General features: G+C 49.1%; 26 protein-coding genes and 5 tRNA genes. 4 read left to right on the top strand and 27 right to left on the bottom strand.

What is annotated here, in order from left to right; all coding sequences use genetic code 11:
- Positions 1–38 precede the first annotated feature (38 nt).
- Genes IPP75_03425 through IPP75_03445 form a run of 5 tightly spaced genes read right to left on the bottom strand, consistent with a single transcriptional unit; the run spans position 39 to position 2414 of the window.
- Positions 39–938 carry a tRNA dimethylallyltransferase gene (locus IPP75_03425; protein ID QQS68951.1) on the bottom strand — a complete coding sequence of 300 codons (900 nt, stop codon included), beginning with the start codon at positions 936–938 and terminating at the stop codon, positions 39–41.
- 35 nt (positions 939–973) lie between these two features.
- Positions 974–1297 carry an MGMT family protein gene (locus IPP75_03430; GenBank protein ID QQS68952.1) on the bottom strand — a complete coding sequence of 108 codons (324 nt, stop codon included), beginning with the start codon at positions 1295–1297 and terminating at the stop codon, positions 974–976.
- Positions 1278–1538, bottom strand: coding sequence for a type II toxin-antitoxin system RelE/ParE family toxin (locus tag IPP75_03435; GenBank protein ID QQS68953.1), 261 nt, complete (start codon positions 1536–1538; stop codon positions 1278–1280). Before IPP75_03435 ends, IPP75_03430 begins: the two co-directional genes overlap by 20 nt.
- 9 nt (positions 1539–1547) lie before the next feature.
- The gene (locus IPP75_03440) at positions 1548–1754 is read right to left on the bottom strand and encodes a hypothetical protein (protein QQS68954.1); all 207 of its coding nucleotides are present in this window, start codon (positions 1752–1754) and stop codon (positions 1548–1550) included.
- 51 nt (positions 1755–1805) lie between these two features.
- Positions 1806–2414, bottom strand: a complete 609-nt coding sequence (locus tag IPP75_03445) for a hypothetical protein (GenBank protein ID QQS68955.1) — start codon at positions 2412–2414, stop codon at positions 1806–1808.
- Between the two features lie 345 nt (positions 2415–2759).
- Between IPP75_03445 and IPP75_03450 the strand changes: the two genes are divergently transcribed.
- Positions 2760–3731: a transposase gene (locus IPP75_03450; GenBank protein QQS68956.1), complete on the top strand. Its 972-nt coding sequence runs from the start codon at positions 2760–2762 to the stop codon at positions 3729–3731.
- Here the strand turns inward: IPP75_03450 and IPP75_03455 are convergent.
- The 4 genes from IPP75_03455 to IPP75_03470 are packed head-to-tail and all read right to left on the bottom strand — an operon-like array spanning position 3660 to position 7376.
- Positions 3660–4223, bottom strand: coding sequence for a hypothetical protein (locus IPP75_03455; protein QQS68957.1), 564 nt, complete (start codon positions 4221–4223; stop codon positions 3660–3662). The two genes, IPP75_03450 and IPP75_03455, sit on opposite strands and share 72 nt — an antisense overlap.
- A gap of 12 nt (positions 4224–4235) precedes the next feature.
- Positions 4236–6107, bottom strand: a complete 1872-nt coding sequence (thrS, locus tag IPP75_03460) for a threonine--tRNA ligase (protein ID QQS68958.1) — start codon at positions 6105–6107, stop codon at positions 4236–4238.
- A 55-nt stretch (positions 6108–6162) separates the two neighbouring features.
- Complete coding sequence (locus tag IPP75_03465; protein QQS68959.1) at positions 6163–7029, bottom strand: hypothetical protein; 867 nt, start codon at positions 7027–7029, stop codon at positions 6163–6165.
- Positions 7017–7376 (bottom strand): cupin domain-containing protein, encoded by a 360-nt coding sequence (locus IPP75_03470; GenBank protein ID QQS68960.1) that lies wholly within the window; start codon positions 7374–7376, stop codon positions 7017–7019. The genes IPP75_03465 and IPP75_03470 overlap by 13 nt, the downstream gene beginning before the upstream one ends.
- A 513-nt stretch (positions 7377–7889) precedes the next feature.
- Here IPP75_03470 and IPP75_03475 point away from each other — a divergent pair.
- Both IPP75_03475 and IPP75_03480 read left to right on the top strand, forming a co-directional pair.
- Positions 7890–7966: transfer RNA gene (locus tag IPP75_03475), tRNA-Val, on the top strand.
- 560 nt (positions 7967–8526) lie between these two features.
- A complete protein-coding gene (locus IPP75_03480) occupies positions 8527–8937 on the top strand; it encodes a hypothetical protein (protein ID QQS68961.1) in 411 nt (136 codons plus the stop codon).
- A 45-nt stretch (positions 8938–8982) separates the two neighbouring features.
- Here the strand turns inward: IPP75_03480 and IPP75_03485 are convergent, their stop codons facing one another.
- The 13 genes from IPP75_03485 to IPP75_03545 all read right to left on the bottom strand — a co-directional run bounded on the left by IPP75_03485 (position 8983) and on the right by IPP75_03545 (position 17656).
- Complete coding sequence (locus tag IPP75_03485) at positions 8983–10602, bottom strand: glycosyltransferase family 2 protein (protein ID QQS68962.1); 1620 nt, start codon at positions 10600–10602, stop codon at positions 8983–8985.
- Between the two features lie 165 nt (positions 10603–10767).
- Entirely contained in the window at positions 10768–11127 is a 360-nt protein-coding gene (locus IPP75_03490; protein QQS68963.1) for a hypothetical protein, read from the bottom strand.
- Between the two features lie 228 nt (positions 11128–11355).
- Positions 11356–11430: transfer RNA gene (locus tag IPP75_03495), tRNA-Gly, on the bottom strand.
- A 516-nt stretch (positions 11431–11946) separates the two neighbouring features.
- Positions 11947–12022, bottom strand: a tRNA-Thr gene (locus tag IPP75_03500).
- A 92-nt stretch (positions 12023–12114) separates the two neighbouring features.
- Positions 12115–12450: an MscL family protein gene (locus tag IPP75_03505; GenBank protein QQS68964.1), complete on the bottom strand. Its 336-nt coding sequence runs from the start codon at positions 12448–12450 to the stop codon at positions 12115–12117.
- Between the two features lie 186 nt (positions 12451–12636).
- Positions 12637–13056 (bottom strand): type II toxin-antitoxin system VapC family toxin, encoded by a 420-nt coding sequence (locus tag IPP75_03510; protein ID QQS70158.1) that lies wholly within the window; start codon positions 13054–13056, stop codon positions 12637–12639.
- Positions 13056–13310, bottom strand: coding sequence for a type II toxin-antitoxin system Phd/YefM family antitoxin (locus IPP75_03515; protein QQS68965.1), 255 nt, complete (start codon positions 13308–13310; stop codon positions 13056–13058). The genes IPP75_03510 and IPP75_03515 overlap by 1 nt, the downstream gene beginning before the upstream one ends.
- 258 nt (positions 13311–13568) lie before the next feature.
- Positions 13569–13645 (bottom strand) — tRNA-Asp (locus IPP75_03520).
- Between the two features lie 452 nt (positions 13646–14097).
- Positions 14098–15225, bottom strand: a complete 1128-nt coding sequence (locus tag IPP75_03525; protein ID QQS68966.1) for a peptidylprolyl isomerase — start codon at positions 15223–15225, stop codon at positions 14098–14100.
- A 5-nt stretch (positions 15226–15230) separates the two neighbouring features.
- A complete protein-coding gene (locus tag IPP75_03530; GenBank protein ID QQS68967.1) occupies positions 15231–15806 on the bottom strand; it encodes a PH domain-containing protein in 576 nt (191 codons plus the stop codon).
- Between the two features lie 25 nt (positions 15807–15831).
- Positions 15832–16749: a hypothetical protein gene (locus IPP75_03535; GenBank protein QQS68968.1), complete on the bottom strand. Its 918-nt coding sequence runs from the start codon at positions 16747–16749 to the stop codon at positions 15832–15834.
- Between the two features lie 11 nt (positions 16750–16760).
- Positions 16761–16835, bottom strand: a tRNA-Arg gene (locus IPP75_03540).
- Between the two features lie 308 nt (positions 16836–17143).
- Positions 17144–17656 (bottom strand): nucleoside-diphosphate kinase, encoded by a 513-nt coding sequence (locus IPP75_03545; GenBank protein QQS68969.1) that lies wholly within the window; start codon positions 17654–17656, stop codon positions 17144–17146.
- Between the two features lie 80 nt (positions 17657–17736).
- On the opposite strand from IPP75_03545, the gene IPP75_03550 reads away from it, so the two are divergent.
- Entirely contained in the window at positions 17737–18645 is a 909-nt protein-coding gene (locus tag IPP75_03550; protein QQS68970.1) for a tyrosine-type recombinase/integrase, read from the top strand.
- Between the two features lie 111 nt (positions 18646–18756).
- Here IPP75_03550 and IPP75_03555 read toward each other — a convergent pair whose 3' ends face one another.
- Genes IPP75_03555 through IPP75_03575 form a run of 5 tightly spaced genes read right to left on the bottom strand, consistent with a single transcriptional unit; the run spans position 18757 to position 22847 of the window.
- A complete protein-coding gene (locus IPP75_03555; protein ID QQS68971.1) occupies positions 18757–19767 on the bottom strand; it encodes a pilus assembly PilX N-terminal domain-containing protein in 1011 nt (336 codons plus the stop codon).
- 33 nt (positions 19768–19800) lie between these two features.
- Positions 19801–20472 carry a prepilin-type N-terminal cleavage/methylation domain-containing protein gene (locus tag IPP75_03560; protein ID QQS68972.1) on the bottom strand — a complete coding sequence of 224 codons (672 nt, stop codon included), beginning with the start codon at positions 20470–20472 and terminating at the stop codon, positions 19801–19803.
- Complete coding sequence (locus IPP75_03565; protein QQS68973.1) at positions 20472–20885, bottom strand: hypothetical protein; 414 nt, start codon at positions 20883–20885, stop codon at positions 20472–20474. The genes IPP75_03560 and IPP75_03565 overlap by 1 nt, the downstream gene beginning before the upstream one ends.
- 4 nt (positions 20886–20889) lie before the next feature.
- Entirely contained in the window at positions 20890–21726 is an 837-nt protein-coding gene (locus IPP75_03570; protein QQS68974.1) for a type II secretion system protein, read from the bottom strand.
- Between the two features lie 53 nt (positions 21727–21779).
- A complete protein-coding gene (locus IPP75_03575; protein ID QQS68975.1) occupies positions 21780–22847 on the bottom strand; it encodes a transposase in 1068 nt (355 codons plus the stop codon).
- Between the last annotated feature and the right edge of the window lie 76 nt (positions 22848–22923).

Here is a 22923-nt window from a genome sequence, read left to right on the forward strand (position 1 = left end):
TCTCTATAGTGTAGCAGGTTTGCGTATTGAACAAAAACCTATTTGTTCAGAAATGTTGTCACAATGTCTACGGCAATACTGGGGTCAGCCACCCACTGAATACTATTGTTGCGCTTAAACCAGGTGCGCTGTTTCTTAGCGAGCTGCATAGTGGAACGTACAATCCGCTCCTCGGTTTCGTCTAGACTTTGCTGCCCTGAGAAGTATTCGCGCCACTCACGGTATCCAATGCTTCTCATGGGTTCGCTGTCCCACCCGTATTTGTCCGATAGCCCTCGTACTTCGTTTTCTAGCCCCGCTACTAACATGCGTTCAACCCGTTGTTTAACCCGGGATTCCAGCTCATTCCGTTCTATGTGCATGCCAACAATGCACGTATGTGGTCTCAGCGGAGCACGCGCAGAAGCTACCCCGCCGTTTTCTATTAGGCGGATTACGCGCCGTTTATTGCGTACATCGACCCCAGAAATATCGAGCCCTCGCGACAATGCAAGCGCAAGCAGTTCGGAAAGCTCCATTGTATTTAATACATCTCTTTCATCGATGTTAAGTGATGGTTTTAATTCATAGTCATACAGCACACTGTCTATGTACAAACCGCTTCCACCCACCAAAATAGGCAGCATTCCCCGGGACCAAATATCACTCATCGCCCCTCTAGCGAGACGCTGGAACGCTGCAACATTAAATCCCTGCGCCGGGTCGGCAATGTCTAGCAAGTGATGCGGTACTGTCAAACGGTCAGCTTCACTTGGTTTGGCCGTACCAATATTGAACCCCCGATACACCGTCATAGCATCGGCACATATAATTTCGCCGTCAAACCGCCGAGCAATTTCCATTGCCAGCGCAGATTTACCACTGGCTGTTTCTCCCACTATGGCTATGAGTTGCGAATCAGAAATTGGTAGTTTGTTATTGGTAGTTAGTAACGTCATTACTGCTAAATACTACCGACAAAAGTCCAAATACGCTACTCTACTGGCCACCACAGTAGCTTTTCTACCTCTACCCGCATATCTTCCGAAACCGCCACACCCTCTGACCGCAGATGCTCAGCGTGAGCAGCTCGGCCGCCCGGATACCCTGCTGCCAGCCCGCCAGACTTATTCACCACGCGTTGCCAGGGCAAAGCCGGGTCACCAAAGTGTGCAATCCCTCCCACAATCCGCGCCGCCCGCGCATTCCCACACAAAGCCGCCAGCTGCCCATATGTCATCACCCGCCCCCGCGGAATCTGCCCCACCACTGCCTCCACCCGCCCCCGAAACCCAGCGTCAGTATCCACGGTAGACATCTTTTCTGTGTCGCACCTCAACGACAATAACGATAAGTCTCTCATCCTCCACGTCATAGATTACTCTGTAATCCCCCTGGCGAAATCGGTACAGCCGATCGTGTCCCCTCAGCTTCGCGCAACCCACAGGCCGTGGATCATTCGCAAGCATAGCAATCTTACGCACAATGACGGTTCTATGCGCAATTGGAACCTTGCGTATTTCCTTTGCGGCACTTTTCGACCATACAATACTGTACATGCAGCGTAATTACAGAAGTCCCTCTGCTTTCAGCTCTTTTACCAGCTGCGCATGGGTAATGGTGGGCTCTTTAAGTCGTCGCTCAAGCTCCTCCATATCATAAGTATCCTCTAACACTTGAACCATGAGCGCGTCTTCAACATATTTCGATACTGTGACCCCAGATTCAAGTGCACTGCGCCGAACTTGTTTGTACAGTTTGTCATTTATAGTCATAGTGGTTCTCATGTTCATAGCTTAGCATCAATGCATCAATGCATCAATGCATCAAGATGCATCCGCATCAAAATACTTCGCGACAGCCCGCCAATCTTTACAGTGCTCCATACCATCACGAGCATCAGCATACTCATTAGCCGAGAGGTTGCCGTACAGAATTGCTTTTATCCCGTGATCTGTCGCACTGACGCAATGTTTTAATTGGTCATCAATCACATATGCAACACGGTAGTCATTAAGCAAGCTTCCTTTCGATAGTAGATGCCTGCCTTCAACGTTAGGGTCATCCCAAAAACCTGTCAGGATTAGTTTGGAAAAGAGACCCGGAAAATGTTCGTCTAACCACCGCTGAGTTTCCTGCTCAACACGTTTACGTCTGGATGTTACTACGATCAGTTCATATTTCTCTTTAAGCTGTTTCAAAACCTCTCTACTGCCTGGGGTGACGTGGTACTGACTAACCACACCTGGTCTATGCAATATTTCTGCCCGCCGCTCTACCTCATCGACATCAACGCCCCAAAACAGATTCCATGCTTCAGTGTAATCTTCCAGGGTGTAGCTACCGCCCCAGTACTTGTTTGTATATGCCACGACAAACTCCGCCTCCGCAGCCAGCACGTCATCGATATCAACAGCGATAATGGGTTTTTTCACGCCGCTGCCTTCGCATGCCTAGGTTGCCTTCTTATTCCTCTAATCTCTTCTTCCGCTTTGCAGACAACAAATTCAGCAAGCCGTGCGTGGGAGCCAATGCGCAATACATTAGACGGTAAACTCTCTGCCTTTATTTCTTTTTCTGGGTCTTCGAATAGTACCACTTGAGAACCTGGAGCAGCAGACGCAACTGGGCTCGCATGGCACAGCTCGTCTTCTATATATAGCCAGATTGGAAAGGGGAGACGCGACAGACTGCTTGCCACGAGTTTCGCACTCCCCAATTCTTTGCTAGCCTAGAAGCATGACGTCAGTCATGCTTTTTCGTAAACAAGGAAAATAAACATGTCTCGTTCAAAATGTTCTCGTGAGCTGTACTGCTCATTCCTGGAGGTCACCTCCTCACGGTATTCTGCGCTCAGCTTGAGCGAAGTAGCCCCAGACAATGCCATGCTCTCTCACGACAGCGTCTCCCGTTGGCTAGCATCTGAAAAGATACAGCCCAAAGACCTGTGGCAAGCTGCCGCTAAGGAAGTTCGCGCCACTCCTGGCATTTTGGTCTTCGATGATGTCGTCATCGACAAAAGCCGAAGCGGCAAGATGGAGCTTGTGAACTGGCAGTATGCGGGAAGTAAGCATGACATCACCAGAGGGATTGGCGTTGTAAATGCGTTGTGGCAAGTAGATACAGAACACTACATTCCTATGGACTACCGCATCTGGAACCCGCCAGAAGACGGCAAGACTAAGAATGATCACTTCCAGGATATGCTGAGTAGCACAAGACAGAGAGGGCTACGCCCGGAGATGGTTGTTGCGGATAGCTGGTACGGCTCTCTAAAAAACCTTAAGGCAGTTCGCTCTCATGGCTGGGACTGGGTCATGGGGCTGAGGAGCAACCGGTTAGTCGGTAAGCCACATATCCAGCTCAGAGAGTTAGATATACCAGATACAGGCTTGGTGACATATCTGAAAGGCTATGGGTGGATCAGAGTCTTCCGGTTTGAGGCCAGTAACGGCCGCACGGATTATGTTGGTACAAGTCGTACTGACCTCACCCGCGAACAAGTCAAGAAATACTTCGAGCGCCGTTGGAGTGTCGAGGTACTGCATCGAGAGCTCAAACAAACCTGTGGCTTATCCCGCTGTCAGGCCAATCTTGGCCGAGCCCAAAGAAACCACATTGGGTTAGCTTTGCTTACCTGGGTACGAAAACATAAGAGAAGGCTAATTGACCAAACGACGCTATACCAACAAGATTGGGAGGTCATAAAACCAGGCATCCAGCTTGCGCTGGCTGCCCGGTTGAATGGGTGAAAGTGCGAAACTCGTGCTTGCTTTGGAAATTAAGTGGGCATTTGGAAGCCTCCAGTCCTTTGCGTGCCTTACATGACGCATAATCGGCAGATGTACTTCTTTCCAGTGCCTTGTGATTACATGGTTTTCATTCGTGCGTCCGGTCCAGATATCTTTCACGAGACGTATTCCTGAAGCAACCAGTAGCTCCTCGGCGATTCTGAATGCCTGAATAGACTGCTCTGCTCCTGGGAGAAGTGGCAGATGCGGCATTTCTTCCTCGCAAAATCTTTGCCAATGGTTACGAGCCTCTTGCATATGGGCGGGTATATCGGGGTTAAACCCAAAGAGCGATGGAATATTTTCTTTGCAACGGAAATAATCGCCACGTTCCAGCTGGAGGCCTAATACTCTATTACCGAACGACGTAACTGCACCCGCGATATCCGTCCAAACGCCATCAAGATCGCTGACAGCATAGACAACCTCAAGCCTAGGCAATATTTTTAACATACAACAGTTATATCACAGTGATGTTTTACTCACGCGGGATTTGGATTCGTGAGCGACCGTTTTCAGGAACTCTCCGGCAGTATAGCTTTTGGCTTCTTCGTTTACCACCAGATCTTTGCGAATGCGTGGCGTTAGTTCCCCGCCTCCTACTTCTTTCTCCCCGGCCACAATCACGTACGGCACCTTCCACATCTCGGCGGTGCGAATTTTTTTGCCGACAGATTCGTTGCTGTTGTCTACGGTTACGCGTAAGCCAAGCGCCCTGCCCTGTTCGCGCAGTTTCTCTACAAACTCCACCGTTGAGGGTTCCTGGTTAACGCTCAAAATACGCACTTGTTCTGGCGCACACCACACCGGGAACCGACCAGCGGTATGTTCTATGTATATGCTTAGGAAACGCTCGTGCGAGCCCATTACTGCGCAGTGCAGCATTACTATTCGCTCCGGCTCACCAGCTTCGCCCACGCAAGTTAGGTCAAAGCCTTCGGGCTGGTTGAAATCTAGCTGGATGGTCGCTACTTGGTGCTCACGCCCCAGCGCATCTCGCCCCATGAAGTCAATTTTAGGGCCGTAAAATGCCGCCTCACCCACGCCCACATAGTACTTATCACCCACCTTTGACTTCAGAATATTCTCGAGTTGAGCGACCGTGGACCCCCACCTTTCACTCCCCCCAGCGTATTTACTCATGTCATCGGGGTCGTGCGTGGAAAGCCGGTACGTTAGGTCATCGAAACCAACAGCCTGATAAAACGTTTCTATAATATCCCACAGCTGTTGTACCTCTGCTTCTACCTGGCCAGTGCGACAAAACACATGCGCGTCATCTTGGGTAATGGCCCGTACGCGGCTCAAGCCACCCAGCTCACCACTCTGCTCGTCCCGGTAGACCATGGTTGATTCTCGGTAGCGAATAGGTAGGTCTCGGTAGCTGCGTGGCTGACTCGCGTAAATCTGGGTGTGGTGTGGGCAGTTCATGGGCTTCATGGCAAACTCGTGCCCCTCGCGCGTGGTAATGCGAAACAGCTCATCCTTAAACTTCGACCAGTGCCCACTGCGCTCGTAGAGATCCTTTTTGGTTATATGCGGCACGCCCACCTGCTGGAAACCTCGTTCGTCGCGTAGCTCCTGCACAAAGGCATCAAGCTGGTTTTTTAGCGTCATACCGCGTGGCGTCCACAGGGGTAACCCCTGCCCTACTAAGTCAGAGAAGACAAACAGGTCTAGTTCGGTACCAAGTTTACGGTGGTCACGCTTTTTGGCTTCCTCCAGCATATCCAGATACTGCCTTAGCTCCTTGGGCGTCTCAAATGCCACACCGTACACCCGTTGCATTTGCGGGTTGGTTTCTTTGCCGCGCCAGTACGCCCCGGCCACACGCATAAGCTTGAATGCCCCAACTTTATCGGTCGATTCCACGTGCGGGCCACGGCAGAGGTCGGTAAAATCACCGTTGCGGTAAAAACTCACCTCCGTCACTGCCTGCGGAGCCGTAGAGCCCACTATGCCCGCCGGTAAACCCATGAGTGCGGCGTTTAGGTCTTTAGCGAGCGTTGTGCCCTCACGCTGTAGGTCATTAAGCAGTTCTTCTTTATACGGCTGACCATACTGCCGAGCCCATTGTAGCGCCTCTTGCACCGGCATAGTAAACTGCTCAAATGGCTGCGCCGAGCCAATTATTTCGCGCATTTTCTCCTCTATACGTGGAAAATCGTCTTCGCTGAGTTTTAACTCTGGCCCAAGGTCGATATCGTAATAAAAACCATTCTCTACCACTGGCCCCACGCCCAGCTTTACCTCTGGCCACAGGTCTTGCACCGCCGTCGCCAGAATATGCGCCAAACTATGCCTCATAGCATACAGATCGTCTTGACTATTACTCATTTCTCTCCTTACTTTCATTAATACGTTATCAACTTGCTATCGGTTAATGATCGTTTCACGTAATCCTCCCCTTCTCTTCGGCAATCTCTATGTCAGCCAAAATTATTTGTTTTGTCTTAAAGTAGCCGCGAATAAAAAGTACTGTGACCGTCAAAATATTGATCCATATGCCTATTGGATACGCAGTTTCGATATATTTTACAGCCAAGCATGGATTATCTGGTGCAACCACCCTTACCTTTGTGATAATCGGAAAACCATAATACTGTTTGAATTCACGCCCATAAGTCACTCCCATACAATCTGCGGGAGAAAGTGTCGTATCGCTACGCAATATGCGGATTGTCTCACCAGGAATATTTATTAAAAATGGCATTGCAGATTTAATATAGGGAGATGATGGTGGACTCATGCTGGGCACTACTATGCTAATCCATACGAGACAGCCAAGTACTATATAAATCAAAAGACCAGCAATCGTGTGATTTCTTTCTGCATACCTTGGATTATCCCCTAGTACTCCCATGAACACACGCATAAGCAAAAACCAAACTTTTATCAACCCGACTCCTAGGCATATGCCGACAAGTATATTCGCGCCCTCACCCATCGGATACAAATATTCATAGCTAAAAGACCCGAATCTGCTGCACGCCGTGTCATCAACCATACTCGTACGAACAAATGGCCAGCCGGCATACACTTCTTTTGGCTGGCGGTCACTTTCCGAGCACCACGTTTGCGGAGCAGGGTTTGTAATTACATCTGCATATACTTGGTTACCAAATTTTACAGGAAGCACACCGGTTTGTATGTGCAATGAAGACAGCCAAGTGCCAATAATAAGACCGATAAGAACAATAAGTACAATGTTGATTACACGCTCTGCAAGAGACTTCTTAGCTGGATTTACTTTTCCCATATCATATCTTCATTACCAGGATCATTTGTACGAATAACCAGAAAGGTAAGTGGCTCTGTTGCAGATAGGTTGATAAATTCGTGCACATCCCCAGGCTCACAGAGCACTATATCGTCAGGTGATGTTGCCACCACTTGCCCATTCACTTTTATCTGACCCTCACCAGACACTATCCTGAAACACTCCGTACGTTGAACGTGATGATGTGGGCGAATAGTTTTCCCAGCAGCCAAGCGCATTAGTTGTAGTTTAGTTGCAGACCCAAAATCATCATCATTAAAGAGGATAGCTCTTTCATATCCTTCCCGTGACTCAAATGTTGCGTTTGACAGTTTGCTAACCTTCATTGGACCTTCTCCGAAAAATTAAAAAACACGCTGATTAGACTTATTGTCTTCTCTAGCGTGCCTCGGGTCCGGTGATATCCGGAGGTTCCACCTGGGGCGTTTACTCTTGCAACTGTAGTTATCGTACTCTGTTGCCACACCGACGAAGCTCTGTGGGTGGTGAATCCACGTCATCACTTGCCTCTCACTATACCACTTCCAGCTTTGGTCGAGAAGAAACAACCTGTAAACAAAAATCGGACGCTCTCGCAAAGACGTCCGATTCTTAGTGTGGTAAAACCTCTCGGCAAAACCTCACCTCAGATGCTAGTATACACACACTAGCTGCATGATGCTAGTACTTTTTTGGACTTTTTTATATGCAGCTGTGGATAAGTGGATAACCCACTTTCGCAATTTTTATATCGGCCGTGATATACCCTCAAATTCGTGAGTGTACAACTGTCATAGCATGCTGTGACGGTTGAATTACTCCGTCCCATCTGGTATATTTCGTATGTTCCACCCACCCTCGGGCGATTAGCTCATTTGGCTAGAGCGCCACATTGACGTTGTGGAGGTGGTAGGTTCGAATCCTACATCGCCCACCATAGAAAAACCCCTGAATAGGGGTTTTTCTATGGTGCTGACGAGTAGGAGAGCCCTGCATAGCGAGCGATGGTTTGGTGGAAAGGCTACTCCCGCAGGAGCTCGCTCTGGGAAGGCAGCCTTGGAAGAGACGGAGCGGCTTCTTATACCGCCCACCAAGGTATGAGGCTAACAAAAGCTGGCTTTTTTCATGGTGCAACAAACAAATTACAGACGGATGCGAACTAATGTGATATGAAGCATTACCTCTGTTATACTGCTTATGTATACAATGTTTATGCTTGACTTGCAAGTCCTTGTTTGCTAGACTATACCACGTTAAACGAGGTGTTTTCACTGAGTACAAAACAACCAAGCTCGCTTGCGGGCTTCCAGTTGTTTTATGAAGAACTCCCAAGCGTTAAGCGTGTTGTGCGCGTACGCCGGGTAAGGACTGCATAGGTACCGGTTCCCTTCATAGGACAATGCCCCGGTCTTCGTAAGAAGACCGGGTTTTCGTTTTCCACTATTCATGTCATGTTTTCCACTAGTATTTTCGTAAGCGATATGTCAACATGTAGACATGGTATGTCTCTATTGTGGCGGTAAGACCGAGGTCGTGAATTCTCGGCCGCAGAAACGCATAAACCAAATATGGCGACGGCGTAAGTGTAGTGCTTGCGGTGCCGTGTTTACGACAAACGAACGCATTGACTACTCGGCGACAATAGTCGTAAAACGTAAATCAGGCCTAGAGCCGTTTGAAAGAGATATACTGCTCGTCAGCCTCGCTACATCACTCGGACACCGCCCGACTGCCGTAGGCGACGCTGCAGCCCTAGCGACTACGGTTACACAAGCATTGCTGACCACAGCCGAAAATGGAGTTGTAGAGGTTGCGAACATTACAGCAGAGACATACACCGTGCTCAGCCGCTTTGACGCATTGGCCGCAGCACACTACAGGGCCTACCATACCCCTAGCTCGGCATAAACTCCGGTAGACGAACTCGCTAAGTAACCAACCCACACCGTGGAGCTACAGTTTTTTGCTGGTGCTACCGTCGGCTGCTCTAGAAACAACTGCTTTATCTGTTACGTCGAACTTTGATATGTATTTCCGAAGCATAAGCCGTGTTTGCGAATACAGCGCAGCAAATGAATTAAAAATAAGTGTGGTAAATGGTAAGTAGGCCCACTGAAGCAACATGAAGATATTTCTATGCCGCTTATAGTGGGCTGGCTTTGGGGGCAGGGTCTTTAGCGCCAAAAACACGGTTACAACCGCAATGAAGATTGCAAACGTCTGTATACGACTAACAATGAGTGGCAACTCTAGGGCGGCATAGCTTTTTGGGTGAAAAAGTACCGGTATAAATCCACCGAAAAGAACTAGTATGGGCCCGACAGCCCAGGTCACATGCCCCTCGAGAAGCCGCCACGTTTTTGCTATAAGGTCACGTTTTGGTATGGTATTTTTACGGAAGAACCCCATGTGAACCACGTAGGCAAGGTCAGAGGCGCCGTACGTCCAGCGCCTATACTGCAAAAACTGTGCTTTCAGCGTTTTCCAGTAGGTGTCTGAGAGCACAGCGTCTTGGTAGATGGGCAAATGGAGCGCCAGCGCCCGGTAGTTCCCTTCAAAACGGAAGTAGGAGCGCCAGAATTGATGACCATCCTCCACTATGGTGCGCACGCTCCAAAAATCGGTTTTTTGTAGCGCAACCATCGGCTGAGCATGTGCCGAAAAATTCCTAAGCGCATGAGACCGAAGTGAAAACACAAGGTGCGATATAGAGTTACCGGTTGCAAGAACGCGCATAGGCGCTGGCGGATCCCAGATATTATTCGAAAAGAGCGCAACGGGCTGGAACGATGAGTGTACGGGGTCTGGACAAACAATGTAGGCATAACTGAGCGCTGTTAAATAGTGTTTGTCTGGCCGATTATCGGCATCGAGCGTTGTGACAACCACTCGCAGCGGGTCAATTTTGTTCTTTTTTAAATAAGTCTCAAGCGCCCGGCCAGCATACGTCACATTACCACCTTTGCCAATTATCTCTCCAGGTATATTTGAGGGGTGTTTCACCGCAAATGCATCCATAAACCGCGATTGGTACTGCTTCATCAGCTCAGTTGCTTGCAGTTCTGTCGCTTCCCCGCCGCGTTCTTCGTAGGCAAGTATGCAGATAACTTGCTTCATGTTAAATTCAGACGCCAGCAACGCCTCTATAGTCGGTCCAAGCACATCACGAGATTCTTTATAGGTAGCAATAATAACGGCGTGCACAACCTGGTCTGGCTCCATAAGCAGCGGCCTCTCTTTGGTGCCCGCAGTAGCATAGTGATGCCACTTTGGTCGCTTCACGCGAGGGGGTATCACGCCCTGTGCAAGTTCGTTGAGCATGGTCGGCCACGGTAGTTTTTGGTGTTGTTTTAGTGTGCGAAAACCCTGCATAGAGCGAACCGCACTAGCGGCGCCCCTGGCGAAGTTGATAAGGACATAAATAAACATGAACAAGGCGGCAATTCTAACATCTATAAAGCTCAGTATGAACGGCAGTGCTAACATGCTCCAGCTGAGTGCGCCGGGCAGAATTTCAAAGAACCTATAGTGCCCCTTCCTGTCCTGCTCGCGTGGGATTTCTAAAGACATCATACTCTCAATTGCCCCTCTGATTGGCTTTGCAGACGTGCTCTGGATGGTCGTTTTCGTGAGGAGGCATATCCTGGGGATATGGCGACGAATGAAACGGGCATACAGGGTGCGTCTGAAAGGCAAGGCTGGTGCAATTGAGAGTATGCTGTCTTTAAGTCGGTCATGCTATCGGAGGAGAAGCAGTGCGTTACTGACAATTATGAGCAACACCAGCAGTGGTAATGTAAGTGCAAGCACTCCCAAGGAAAGTTCGCGCTTTATTTTGTAGGTGCGATACGCCAGTGCCAACCCAACCGTGAAAATAAGAACGGCAGCAACCATAAAACTCACGATATCCCATGCCGTTCCCTGCGTATAGCCATCAAACCCTAGAGATGAACGGAACGACACAATGTAATTAACCGTTCCCTTGCTGGAATCGAGCTTGAGCGCCACAAGAACTAGGGCCGCCAACGCCAAAAACGCATTGAGGCTCACCAGCAACAACGCCGACCGGTCTTGAATAAAATGTTTTTGCGATGACATAAATCTAATACTGTATTGTAGCAGAACTATCAGTAATCTTTATAGGTAATCGGTACGTGACTATAAACGGGTTATGGTGCGGGTGGGGGGAGTCGACCTTTCACCTTCGGTGAAACCCTGCTCCCATGGTCGCAGGGCAAGGGCGGCTTAGCGCCACTGGCGCTCGCGTTCGCCTCACCCAGCCCAGAACCATACAAAAAACCTTTCCTTTCGGAAAGGCCTTTTGCCTGGTGCGGGTGGGGGGAGTCGAACCCCCGTCTCAGCCTTGGGAAGGCTACATAATAGCCGTTATACGACACCCGCTTGCCTGTTATCATAACATAAATGGGGGTTCTACAGGAGTCGACTCACCTTCGGTGGTCACTTTCAGCGACCCCGACGCTTCCCTATTGAAAGCGCAGCTTTCATCGAAAGGCGTCCTTGCAATGTGCCACTGGCATATTTCACCCGAAACTTCACGGCAGCAAGCCAGCTTGCTCCGGAAGATTTCCTTGCGACCCGCCACGGGCGGGTCTCACCCCGTCTCAGCCTTCACGAAGGCTACATAATAGCCGTTATACGACACCCGCGTAATGAGACAAACCTACGGTTTTTCTCATCGCTTTGCTTCTCTTTTCCCTTTAGTTAGTTTTGAAAAGCCGGAATAAATCCGTCCTTTCAAAAAACCCTTTAGCCCGGACTTTGTCCGGGTGCGAAATTCCAATCCAAGGAGCGTAAGCGACTGAATGGAATTTCGTGAGGAGGAACTGTGCGAAGCCCCACCTGACTTTTGGCCACTTGATTGCCGAAAGTCAGGTGAGGTTGTAACATATTCCGACGTGGAGCCACCTGCCAGGATCGAACTGGCGACCTTCTCGTTACGAATGAGATGCTCTACCAACTGAGCTAAGGTGGCAACGCTGTAAAGTATAACGGAGTAGGCACGAGGTGTACAACCCCATATAAAAAAGCCCTATTGAGGGGCTTTTTTATAGTGCAAAAAGAAAATTAGTCTTTTTTCTTATCCATGCGGTCAAGCTTGGCCATATGGACAATCTGGTAGACCACAAATGCCGTTGCCAAGGGCGTAATCACCGCACCAAGGATTGCTCCCCAGCCGAAGATAAGGTCTTCTCCACCGCGGCTAAGCCCGGTGTTCCACTCTAGTCCGTTTAAGTCAGCACCGCCGAGAATAAAACCGACTATTGGACTAATAAATTGATCAACAATCTCTTTTACGGCCGCACCTGCCGCAGTACCGATAGCCAAACCGACCGCTAGACCAACGACGCCTTGCTCGCGAACAAAATCCACAAAACCTTTTACGTGATTTGCTTTTGCCATATATATCTCCCTTATTACCTCTGTTGTAATTCGAAGTATACGACACCGAATTTTAATGCGCAAGAAGAAATATCACTGGTGTGCATATGTAATTCTATCTGTTACAGAGATATTTATTACAAAAATGAGGTTTTGAGTTCAGCCCCATTTGACTGCTCGTTGCCTGATGGTCGAAATATCCAAGCATCAGACCCAGGGAGAATACACCTGAAGCCCAGCAAACTGCTCAAAATCTTTGAGGTTGCGCGTAACCAATGTCAGGTTATGGGCGAGACACTGTGCGGCCAACATGGCGTCGATAATGGGAGGGGTTCTGCCAGCCTTACTCCCTACAGCCGTCAAATCACCCCACAGTTTTGCCGCTATCACATCGAGTGAGATGATACGGCCCTCAAAAGCGTCTTGTATATCTTGTAGTTGAGTAGTCAGTTGCCGACGTTTCATGTCGTCTTCTAGAAGCATAATCCCTTTTTCTATCTCCCCGAGCACCAGGCATGATGTAAAGAGCTCTAGCTCACTCACTTGGGAAAACCAAGCGCTCACTTCGGAGTTCGGAGCCGGTTTGGCTAATTCGCTAAGGACGTTTGTATCAACCAAATATCCTATCACTGAACCACCCCTTCATCTGTCTGTCGACCTACCACTGCTCTGTCGCGGGCCAGGTCGAGCCCAGAAAAATCTGCCTTCTTTAGCGCCGTCTTTAGGCGGTGAGCCGGCTGAAGCATACGACGATAGTCGGCGTAACTCACTACTACAGCTGTGTTTTTCCCGCGCCGACTTATAATTTGCGGCCCCTGACTGAGAGCTATATCTACGACGCTGCTCAGTTTGTTTTTCGCTTCTTGGAGTTGCCATGTCATAATCCTATTGTAATCTAGACAGTCTAGCCTGTCAATAGAGATCGTAAGAGATATTTTGTGAATACCGACTTCGCCTTTCCCCCTGCGCCCGACCGGATGAACGCTTTGCTACTGCCCGCGTCGCATGCTCGGAGCGAGCTCCTGCGCGTGCTCCTTGTCATCGAACCGGCAATCTACGTTCGCTGCGCTCACTAATCGCCGGCTCAAACCGACGTGCAGACCACTAAAAAAGCCCCACCTTTGGTGAGACTTTTTTAGTGGCGCGCCCGACCGGATTCGAACCGGCGATCTCCTCCGTGACAGGGAGGCGTGATAGGCCTCTTCACTACGGGCGCATACAGGTGTAATTGTACCAGATTATTTTGTTAATTAGGTCGGCCCGACTAGGACAAACGCCCTCCTTTGTCGGGCTCCTCCCTGCGGTACTCATCAAAAACATGCAAGCATCTTTTTGACTCCGTTCCTCGTCCGCCGAACCGGCGATCTCCTCCGGATCAAACGAGGCGTGATAGGCCTCTTCACTACGGGCGCTCGTCGCGGCATGGCAATGGTTTCCGCTACAGTGAAACAAGCAAAATGCTTCTTTCACTGAGCTACAACCTCAGCCAGCCACTCCTCTCAAAACTCCATTCATCCGCTTCGCTCCTTGGATTGGAGTTTTGGAAATCACACTTTGCACAGAGCCGGTAAGGCAAATATCAACCCTGGCAGTTCTTTTCCCCTGCTACGCAGTAGACAGAGCGAAACTAACAGAGGTCAGTGTACCAAGCTAGCAATAAAATTGCAACTATTTCGGGAGTTCTACTTTTATAAACTTTTTGGGTGGATTCTTTTTCTGTAAGGGCTGAACAAAAGATTCTATGGGGGAAAACGTTATTTGTATATGTGCCGCTTTATAAGCACCATTTTCTTTGCTCAGCAGTTTTACAACCTCAAACGAAGTTGGAGTTGTGATAATACCCGAAACCGCTCCAGGCTGAAGCTTACCCAGCTCACGTACCACCCGGGGTGGAACTTCTTGGCTCTTCATACTGATGGCAGCATCAGTGTACTGGCCACCATTCGCTTTTGTGTTTGCGTCGTCTGAAGATTGGGCGGCAAGAGCAGCAAAGTCAGTTCCGTTTTTTAGTTGTAACACTACATTTTGGGCTTTTGAGAACGCCACTGTATCAAGCTTAGCCGCAACCTTTTGCGCCAGAAGCTCGTCACGAAGCTGGCGTCGTAAATCTCCTAATGACCAGCCGAAGAACTTCTGCATAACGGCTTCAAGCTCATCATCGCCTGCTGCAAGCTGGTTCTGCGTTCGTAGCACGGCTATGGCATCATTTACCTCCTGCTCGGCCACCCGAACGTTGTTCTGTGCGGCCAAATCTTTCACGTATGCAAACGCAATCACCTGGTCTAATGCACGCGGTCGATACGTCTCGAGCTGTCGCTTTCCAGTATCTGTCGTAAAGTCTACCTGCTGTTGTGTTTCGTAGTAGTGCATAACACGCCTTAGCTCAAAAAGATAACTTTCGTACGAGACCCATCTACCCCCCGCTTTTGCGACGGGAAGCGGAAGGACTTGGCTAACGCGGTACATAAACAAAGAGGTTGACTGGTACCTATACAGACTCAGGCCGGTATAGACAAAAAATCCTATCAGTGCAGCTACCAGCAAGACGGAAGATACTATGACGATACGGTGTTTTGAATGCTCCAAAGGGTACTTATATTTACGGGCGCCCTTCAGAACCTCTTCCCTATGCTCCGCAACAGTTTCGTTTGTTATACGCGGAACATTGCTCAGAGCCGCCTCTGTCTGTTGCTGCAGTGTGGGCTTGCGGAAGCGCTGGGCCACCTGCGGCACAATAGTGCGCACTTTTTTTGTGCGACCCGTTTTCACACCCCTCTTTAGCGACAACTTCTTCATATGGACTATACCTCGTGTTGCGGCATACCGGCCGCTTCCACCCCTTCTTTGCGCAGTATTTCGAGCAAATGTTTCTGGGTTTTTGCTGGATGATGTATATAGTGAATCAGCAGGTCCCCCACGAATGTTTGCATCATTATAGTACCATACCCCAGAAGCGTTTCTTGCAGCCCCTTGACTTCATAATTAACCATCTGTATCTGGTTCAGACCCATATCGACAACACTCCGGTGGAAAAACCCTTTTTGCGTTATCTGAATAAACCGCTCCGTTGTTACTATGAACACACTGAAGTGCCAGCTCATCCAGGAGGGGAAAAACAGGAGTGCACTCAGCGCAACACTTGCAAGAAAACTCACGTAAAAAAATGTCATGCTCGGCGGATTGTTTGGCTGGGTGTATGTCAGTATAAGTGTGTATAGAGGGCCGACAAGCAGGCCAAGTGACCCAATCACAAGTCCTTTCCGCATCACAATCGGGTGCTTGCGAAACACGTACAGCACCTCTTCGTCATCCATTTGGTCTTCAAAGTATTTTGCGCGACCTGCCGCTGTTAGCTTTGCCAGTTTTTCTTTGGCCATAAGCGTATTGTAGCAGATTTCGCCCCTAAGGGAGTTGATTTGCTATGTGCGCAGCCGCTACTTCACAACCATGTGCTACGGCCAATGAAAATGTTTGACCCTGTTTCAGGGCAGCTATGAAGCCTGCGTTAAAGGTATCGCCGGCGCCTGTGACGTTACCCGCGTGGATGCCCTTTACGGCAGGTACGGTTTTTACCATACCATCCTCTAGATAGTGCGCTCCACGGGAACCATCTTTAACTACTGTTATGAGCTGCGGTGCTCGCTCCTGCAACATGCGAAGCCCCGCTTCGATACTACTGACCTCCCAAGTCTCGAGGAATTCGGCTTTACTCGGTAAATAATAGTCTGCAGCCAACACCACTTCTCTGACTTGTTCGTACCGCTCTGCCAGCACGCCGGGTGTAATTCTGCCGTGGTCCACTACCATTGTCGTCTGCTGCTTTTTCGCCAGCGCAACAATGTCCATAAAATGAGCCGAAAGTCCGTCTAGCTTGTATAACGTACCAAAATACAAGAATGTTTCACTGGTGAGTTCTTTTGCGAGCTCGGGAAGTAGCAATTGAGCCGTTAGAGCTTGGTTTGCGCTCCCCACACTGAACACCGCATGGTCGCCATCGTTACTAACCATATTTAGACCAACATTTGTCTGAGCACCTTCATCAGAAATAAGGCAAGCGGCTATACGTTCATCTGCAAGAAGTTGTTCAACCAGCGCTCCGGTAGCATCACCCCCCTTCATGCCAATAAATAAACCCGCTAGCCCAAAACGCTGCAGTCGCCGAACAAAATTAACCCCAGAACCCCCTGGTAGGGCTACGTATTTACTACCGAGTATCTCAGTTTCGACCGGTATGCCACTGTGGTCAAATGGCAATCCAGAGGTGTTAATATCGAGGTACAGGCCTCCAAATGCAATAACATCGTATGGTTTTGTATTCATGGTGAGTCGCTTGGTACCCCGGAAAGGAATCGAACCTATATCATCTCCTTAGGACGGAGCTACTCTATCCATTGAGCTACCGGGGCGTATATGTATTCTAGCGGGGTCCCCATGAAATCACCAGATTTCATGGGGTGCATTTGACGGAGTTATTCTATCCGTTGAACTATCGGGACACACCATAATCTTATCATAGCACCGGTTCGCTTCCAGCTACGCCGGGATACGCGCGCTTACAGCGCACTCCTCCCTGCGGTACTCGTCAAATACATGCAAGCATGTATTTGATTCCGTTCCTCGTCCGCCGAACCAACATCTGCTCCTTAGGACGGAGTTATTCTATCCGTTGAACTATCGGGACTTGTGAGCACAATAAGTGCTCAATTATAAAGGGTTACTTAGCCTTTTTGCGCGGCTGCGTGAAGAATTCGTGTACCGTTTCGTAGGCAAAAAGTTCACTATCACTAAACCAATGATCTATTTCCTTCTCGGCTTCTTCGGTAGTTGCCGAGGCATGTACCAGGTTTGCCACACCAAACCCTGCCGACGCTGCCTGACCGTAAGTAACATGGGCGTAATCTCCGCGAATCGTGCCAGGGAGCGCGGTTTTTGGCTGCGTATCGCCAACCATCTTCCGCACAAACTCCACTGCCTCAACACCTTCCAGCACCATAGCAATCACCGGACCAACCTCCATAGCTGCAAGCTGGCTTTCAAAAATTTCGTCGCCCTTACGTGTTTTGAGTGTACCAATGCCTTCGTAATGCCCATGAAAATGGTCATGATCGGGCTGCACCATCTTCATGCCAATTATCTTGAAGCCGGCGCGCTCAAAACGCGTCATAATCTCTCCTACCACGCCGCGCATGACGGCATCTGGTTTAAAAACAACGAGGGTTTGTTCCATAGAATCCTTTCTTTTCCTAGCATTGTAACAGATGAGCTGTTTGCTGCCAACGTCGCACAATCTGGTGTACAATGAAGCGTATGCAGTTTATCAAAGCTAAAACAGATTTTTTAGAATATCTTGAGATTGAACAAAACCGTTCGCAGAAAACGATTCGCAATTACGACCACTACCTAACGCGCCTTGCCGACTACGCCGGTGACATCACCGTGCAGGATATAGACCAAGAACTGGTACGTAAATGGCGATTGTGGCTGAACCGACTTGGTACCAATGTAAACGATGAGCTACAAAAAACAACGCTAAATTACCACCTCATTGCCCTGCGTAGCTTTCTAAAATTTTGTCATAAACGCGAAATGAAGTGCATGGCACCAGATACCATAGAGCTATCCCGGACGAAACGACCCCAAGTGACATTCCTAAATGAAGAAGAACTCCAGCGTCTATTTGACCAGCCCGATTCGAACACAGTGGCCGGACTACGCGATAGAGCAATCCTGGAGCTCCTCTTTAGCTCAGGCCTGCGCGTGTCTGAACTTGTAGGGCTCGACCGCGATCACATTAACCTCAAACGCCGCGAGTTCATGGTACGGGGAAAAGGCCAAAAAGACCGGCCCATTTTCATTAGCGCAGTGGCAGCCGACTGGCTTCAGCAGTATCTCGACAAGCGTACCGATACAACAAAACCGCTTTTTATGCGCTACGGTGGCCGGAAAACTGTTGACCGCAGCGGTAATTTCCATCGCCTCACCGCTCGAAGCGTCCAGCGCCTTGTCGCGCACTACGCCCTACTCGCCGGCATCACCAAACACGTCAGCCCACACACCATGCGCCACTCATTTGCAACAAATTTGCTCATGAACGGTGCCGATCTGCGCTCAGTTCAAGCCATGCTCGGCCACAGCAACATCTCTACGACGCAAATCTACACCCACGTCACCGACCCACACCTAAAAGCCGTCCACGAAAAATTCCACCATATGTAATATTTCCTTAATCCGAACTTGGCATAACCAGAGGCTATGAATCATCAAAGCCTTCATCGCGACAAGACAATACAGGAATGGCCTAGCCCACGAGATTCCCACAGAAAAGTGCTATGGGCAGAAAGACGCGTACAGTCCCGGCGCAGCCGTAAATCTTTTGCACACGCTGGATTGGGATTGTATTGCGCCGGGGGGTAATGTCGGGTCTGGCGTGTTTAACCGAGCGCGAACTTTTATTCTACGCAAAACATCAATCGCCTTACCGGTGGAGTCTATGCTTGCTTGTGCATTTTTGAAATCAAGGGATGTGGCACCATTAAATGCATCAATCGTGACTGTCTCTGCGTCACGATAGTACATGGTAAACCGCGCGTTATAATTTGCTACCTGGGAACCAGCACTCAGTGGAATTGATGCCGTACAAGATGCGGTTGCAGCAACACAGGGCGAAGGTATAATATACGCGTTCGATGAACCGATGCTATACGAGGCCGGCCCGCCACCAGCTCTTGTAGGTTGCAAGAAAAATGTAGAAGTCAAGGCATTAAGAGATGCAGCGCCGCCCGAAAAGTTAAACGGTGCTTTGACGATATCCACCCGAAGTAACCCATAATTACAGCTGTAGCTTATGGACGATCTGAATTGACCGCTTCCAAGAGGACAACCGGCAGTTGATGTCGGACCACCTTGGGGCTGGGACCACTTGAATGTTAATCTCGTTGTAGCTACTGGATTACCGCCAGCATCAACTGTATCAAAAGGGAAAACCGTCGAGGACATAGCATTCAGGCCAGTGATAATATCTGGCACAAATGGATCGACAAGAACACAGGTGTATTTGACGGATGGGTTTACGCTCAATGATTGTGCGGGGAAAACAACACCGTCACAAATACTCTGTTCTGCAGTTGGACTCGTTCGAAGCACTTTGAGCGCCTCGTTTACGCCAGACTCTGCAGCATAGAATGCTTGAGTACTCAACTGGCGATCAAGCGACTCCCTACGGTTACGATTCGAGACCTGCGTAAAGCCAATAACGATGAGCGTGATGACAAGCATCATGATGATGGTAATCATGAACGAAACGAGTCCTTTATCGTCCTTTATCACTAAGCTACTCATGGTTACTTTCATTGTACACGACCCCCGTGCTTTTTACACCCTTTTTTGAACAGTTGTCGTCAATCGACTTGTTGCACAAAACTGCGATCCGGTTCTGCCCTTACAGGTAACATCTGGCGAAGCCCGTAGCTGTGCATCTGTCAGCGTAACAGCTGTTGAATCACAACTCGATGGGTGCGTGGACGGGGCGCACAGAAGATCATTGTCACCATATGCGATTGAGATGCTTATGCTATACATATTTGATACGGCAGGTATCTGTACAACCGAAAGTTGTGTTATGCGCATCCGTTCGCCTAGTAACTGCTGGCCAGAAAGCAAAGACTGATTGTGGCATAAGCTACCCGCCATCGCTATTCCATCCATTGGCACCATATATACCCCTCTTTGGCCTGCTAAGCCGGTATACATTGCCCCTGTGGTATCAAACATAAATAGATTTCCACCAGCGCAAAAATAGTTATTTACCCCGCTTGGGAACACATTTGCGGTACCAAACTGTATAGCCTGGCTTATAGAATCAATGATTGATCGAGCTGTATTTTGTGTTGTTGATTGGTTTGAGGCTTTATAGTAACGATTGCTGAAAGACACAATACCCATAGAGATAACGAGCAAGATAACAGAAAACACCATCGTCGCAATCATCATTTCCGTTATCGTAAATCCCCGCAAGTCACTTTGGATAGTACGTAAACGTTTCATCACCCTGCCGTCCAATAGTATATTGTTACATTCGAGGTTCCACCTCCTAGCGTCACCCAGTCGATGTTTACCTTGTAGCGCGAACCAGAGTTCGTAATAGATACCCCGTATTTAGCCCCCCCGTTACTCCGTTCACAAGCCGCACTATGAGGCGCCGAAATAACGAACACATTAGTACTATTAAAACAGCCGCCACCAGACGAAATACTAGTTGAGCGCAATAGTTCGGCTTGTTGTTCGGCAAGTTTTTGGGCATACATTTGTTCTTGGGTCTCCTGTGATGCGCGAACATTACGATTCGTAACCGCATAGGCGCTCACAAGCACCATACTCACAATACCAACCGCTATCAGCACCTCGACAATGGTATCGCCTGCCTGCTTCCTTCGCGCATGAGCTTTAAAAACACGCATTGTTTCAGCACCCAGTCCCATTTTTTATGCTCAGCTTCACTTCTAACCCATTGGAAATGGTGATTAGGCCAGACTGATTCGTACCCCCGCTCTTAAAACAAAGTTCAATGCCATTCGCAAACGCAGGGTACCTGTTGGCATACGGGTTGTTCATCTCTTTATTGATGTTGTTTACTTCATCGGATGGGTTCCATGCTCCGTATCCAGCAAGTCTTATTTTCTGGGATCCCCCGGATCCATTTCCAACCGACTGGAAATCAGCAAATGTAGACAACAGAGCAAATGATTGGACATTTGTATTCCAAGCACCAGCACCGACAGATCTTCCCTTTACGTACTCAATACTATTCGGTATATCAATTTTGTTTGTCAAATCTGGGATGGACGGGTTGGAGCTCGTTGGGGCGACGGCAGTAATTTTTGCATCAGCCGCATACTTAACCTCTTGACCGCTTATGAGCCTCCGTGCAGCGAGCGAGTAAACAAAAAAGCTATTCGGATGATCTGCCGGGTCAAAAACTAGTGTTTTTCCTGCAAAAATACACTCGCCATTTGTCCCCTGTTCTTTGCCCACCGAAGCAGTAATTGTAACATTGTGTGGGCCGCTATCCGTACAGGTAAAGCCGCCCGCTGATGGGTAGTTTCCGGTTCGTGTTTCGTTTATACTCTGTTGGATTTGCTGCTGGAGACCGCGTATGCCAACGGCGAACTCAGTCTTCTGCTGCCGACCATTTATTAGTATAGCCGCACTGAGGAACAGTGCGCTTGTCACAGCCAGGACAATAAGCGTTTCAACAACAGTAAAACCCTGTGCCGGTGTGGTATCGCCACCCCTAATCATACGCCCAGTATAGCATAAGCGATATGGTAATAGACAATTATTCTGACCCACACTCACTTTTTTCCTCCTCCCCGTACATGAGCCACCGGTATCGGTGGTAGCAGCGGCGTACGTAGTAGCCGTTGCATATACTCCCAGGCTTGCTTGAACCAGCTCAGTCGTTTCTTGGGATGAATCTTCTGCTGTTGTTTTGGTAGTACTTTGACCGCATAGCGCCACAGTAACCACCAACCGAGGAAGACAAACAGCAGCAAGTTACGGATGACTTGTGGTTTTCTGACTCGTTGCCACTCCAATCGTTGCAACCACTTCACATCCTTGAAGGCTTCTTCAATTTCGAACCTTTCTGCGTAACGGTTCAGGACTTGTCTTCTGGTGAGGGCCTCTGTTCCCTCGCTCGGTAGGTTGGTCAACAAAAACCAGGGCTCCGGATCCTTCATGTTCGGATTGTAATCCGAACGAATAAGTCGGAGCTTATGTGTATGGTACGTGATGGGTAATTCCTCATGACTAATGTCATGGATGGGTTCCTTCCACCAGCTGGGATCCCAGGGAAGCTGAACGAGCTTGTCGCTCTTGGTACGAGCGATGAAGTGCACATCGTACAGGGCAAACAAAGTGAACAGTTTGTCACTAGCAAACCAGCGATCCATGACAAGTACCAGTTGCAGATCTGGTGCATTAACTTGAAGGAAATGGAACAGTCCCTCCAGCGCCACTAGAAGTGGCGCAATGAGAGCTGCTTCGCTGAGGTTCACCTGACACCAAATGGGTATAGCTCGACCCTTGCGATGCGACACCGCCAAGATGGCGATACAAAACGGGCCGAATTGAGAGTGGTCCAGAGAGCAGTACCACCGACCAGTATGCGAAGCTAACGCTTCGCTAACCAACAATCGCTGCAAGCGCACTGGCAGTTCCTCGTCAGTAACTAACCGACGAATGCGGTTTTCTCCAGTCCAGCGATTCAGCCCAAGCTTTCGACCAGCAGCGTTGAGCGAACAGAACTCCTGAAGGGAAAACTGTTCAACTCCGAGGAAGAAGCGACGAGCCTTAGCTTTTGGGATGTATGTCGCACGCAGCCGCTTTACAGCAGTTGCCATCTTTTGTAGTGTAGTCATTAGAAAACGACCTTTCTGTTTTAGCTTTTGTAACCAAAACTGTAGGGTCGTTTTTGTTATGTGTCAAAAAAGTGAG

The organism is Candidatus Saccharibacteria bacterium (assembly GCA_016700375.1).
GTDB lineage: Bacteria > Patescibacteriota > Saccharimonadia > Saccharimonadales > UBA4665 > JAGXIT01.

Coding starts and splice junctions, on each gene's coding strand:
- IPP75_03425 (QQS68951.1), bottom strand. CDS start 938: ATGACGTTACTAACTACCAATAACAAACTACCAATTTCTGATTCGCAA.
- IPP75_03430 (QQS68952.1), bottom strand. CDS start 1,297: ATGTCTACCGTGGATACTGACGCTGGGTTTCGGGGGCGGGTGGAGGCA.
- IPP75_03435 (QQS68953.1), bottom strand. CDS start 1,538: ATGTACAGTATTGTATGGTCGAAAAGTGCCGCAAAGGAAATACGCAAG.
- IPP75_03440 (QQS68954.1), bottom strand. CDS start 1,754: ATGACTATAAATGACAAACTGTACAAACAAGTTCGGCGCAGTGCACTT.
- IPP75_03450 (QQS68956.1), top strand. CDS start 2,760: ATGTCTCGTTCAAAATGTTCTCGTGAGCTGTACTGCTCATTCCTGGAG.
- IPP75_03455 (QQS68957.1), bottom strand. CDS start 4,223: ATGTTAAAAATATTGCCTAGGCTTGAGGTTGTCTATGCTGTCAGCGAT.
- thrS (QQS68958.1), bottom strand. CDS start 6,107: ATGAGTAATAGTCAAGACGATCTGTATGCTATGAGGCATAGTTTGGCG.
- IPP75_03465 (QQS68959.1), bottom strand. CDS start 7,029: ATGGGAAAAGTAAATCCAGCTAAGAAGTCTCTTGCAGAGCGTGTAATC.
- IPP75_03470 (QQS68960.1), bottom strand. CDS start 7,376: ATGAAGGTTAGCAAACTGTCAAACGCAACATTTGAGTCACGGGAAGGA.
- IPP75_03480 (QQS68961.1), top strand. CDS start 8,527: ATGGTATGTCTCTATTGTGGCGGTAAGACCGAGGTCGTGAATTCTCGG.
- IPP75_03485 (QQS68962.1), bottom strand. CDS start 10,602: ATGATGTCTTTAGAAATCCCACGCGAGCAGGACAGGAAGGGGCACTAT.
- IPP75_03490 (QQS68963.1), bottom strand. CDS start 11,127: ATGTCATCGCAAAAACATTTTATTCAAGACCGGTCGGCGTTGTTGCTG.
- IPP75_03505 (QQS68964.1), bottom strand. CDS start 12,450: ATGGCAAAAGCAAATCACGTAAAAGGTTTTGTGGATTTTGTTCGCGAG.
- IPP75_03515 (QQS68965.1), bottom strand. CDS start 13,310: ATGACATGGCAACTCCAAGAAGCGAAAAACAAACTGAGCAGCGTCGTA.
- IPP75_03525 (QQS68966.1), bottom strand. CDS start 15,225: ATGAAGAAGTTGTCGCTAAAGAGGGGTGTGAAAACGGGTCGCACAAAA.
- IPP75_03530 (QQS68967.1), bottom strand. CDS start 15,806: ATGGCCAAAGAAAAACTGGCAAAGCTAACAGCGGCAGGTCGCGCAAAA.
- IPP75_03535 (QQS68968.1), bottom strand. CDS start 16,749: ATGAATACAAAACCATACGATGTTATTGCATTTGGAGGCCTGTACCTC.
- IPP75_03545 (QQS68969.1), bottom strand. CDS start 17,656: ATGGAACAAACCCTCGTTGTTTTTAAACCAGATGCCGTCATGCGCGGC.
- IPP75_03550 (QQS68970.1), top strand. CDS start 17,737: ATGCAGTTTATCAAAGCTAAAACAGATTTTTTAGAATATCTTGAGATT.
- IPP75_03555 (QQS68971.1), bottom strand. CDS start 19,767: ATGAGTAGCTTAGTGATAAAGGACGATAAAGGACTCGTTTCGTTCATG.
- IPP75_03560 (QQS68972.1), bottom strand. CDS start 20,472: ATGAAACGTTTACGTACTATCCAAAGTGACTTGCGGGGATTTACGATA.
- IPP75_03565 (QQS68973.1), bottom strand. CDS start 20,885: ATGCGTGTTTTTAAAGCTCATGCGCGAAGGAAGCAGGCAGGCGATACC.
- IPP75_03570 (QQS68974.1), bottom strand. CDS start 21,726: ATGATTAGGGGTGGCGATACCACACCGGCACAGGGTTTTACTGTTGTT.
- IPP75_03575 (QQS68975.1), bottom strand. CDS start 22,847: ATGACTACACTACAAAAGATGGCAACTGCTGTAAAGCGGCTGCGTGCG.